The organism is Tannerella forsythia (assembly GCF_003860135.1).
GTDB lineage: Bacteria > Bacteroidota > Bacteroidia > Bacteroidales > Tannerellaceae > Tannerella > Tannerella forsythia_A.
This window is the reverse complement of the sequence record NZ_RQYN01000129.1, coordinates 1-1084: the sequence shown is the minus strand read 5'-3', so window position 1 is coordinate 1084 and position 1084 is coordinate 1. Positions and strand designations below refer to the sequence as shown.

The 1084-nt window shown below is 28.4% G+C and carries 2 protein-coding genes; both read right to left on the bottom strand.

Annotated features, from left to right (window positions below; all coding sequences use genetic code 11):
• Positions 1-103: 103 nt before the first annotated feature.
• Positions 104-343 carry a hypothetical protein gene (locus EII41_RS13605; protein ID WP_124791005.1) on the bottom strand — a complete coding sequence of 80 codons (240 nt, stop codon included), beginning with the start codon at positions 341-343 and terminating at the stop codon, positions 104-106.
• Positions 344-766: 423 nt separating this feature from the next.
• A partial coding sequence (locus tag EII41_RS13600; protein WP_221620736.1) for a hypothetical protein occupies positions 767-1084 on the bottom strand: 318 nt, incomplete at its 5' end.

The following is a 1084-nucleotide window of genomic DNA, read 5'->3' as shown; positions in this document are numbered from 1 at the left end:
TAATTTTCCTAACATAATTTGCAGGGTTTTATACTGTAAAGATACAAATTCCTGCAAATATATACAACTGTTTTTTGATATTATTTTATTGAATCGCAAAATGTTAAGAGAACATTAAGGAGCGACTATTTACCAATTCTGTAAGTTTTAAGACAATCCTTTCCGATACTTCTTCTTTAAAATGGATAATTAAATCTATTAACTCTTTTTCACTCTCCTTTTTTATCTTATTCAGTGCATTATTTCCGTAAATAATAGATACACTATTGGCAGCATTGTTACCGACGGCATCTACTATTTCTTCTTTGGTATTAACATCTTCTAAACTATATTTTTGTAGCATAGTTCAACTCAAATTTGTTAATAAAACCTATTGATTCTTTCACTAAAAAATCATTGAATAACCTAATAAAGGTTTTAAAAAGAGAAGTATATTCTTTTCTATTATCCCAGCCTATCACTGTATAATACTTCAAAACAACACTATTATTTTTTTGTTTTTCTTGGTATTATTAACATTTAAGCTTAAATATTGAATTGATTTTTTCCATAAATTGAGCCAATATATCTACTTCGACTTACATATTTATATTGTTGGATTATTCCCCATTTCTTGGCTAATATATGCTCCTGTACTTAGGTCGCAATATCTTTCTGTTTCACTATCCTCATACTGCCCTTAGTAGCGGAACGGACAATCACCTCAGAGAACGCGTACTGCGAAGTTACAATTTTTACTGCTCTACTATTAATTCAAAAATAATTATCATAGCCATCTATTTTCTTGTAATACAGATAATTTTTCATATCCAATTCTTTTGATTCCGGATTTTTTAACTTTCTGATAAATTTCATCATTTACAATGATACCTGTTAAAGCACTGAGAAATAAAATAGGATTTGGAATAGACTTATCAACAAGATACCAACTATTTAAAGGCAAAGGGAAATATAAAACTGCTCCGCATTTATCACATATTCTACAGTTTGATTCTTTACCGCCTCTTACATAGTTGCTCCTTAAAATATATTCATTAAACTGTTTGTCAATAAAATAAATGGAATAATTATTGGATATTCTTGC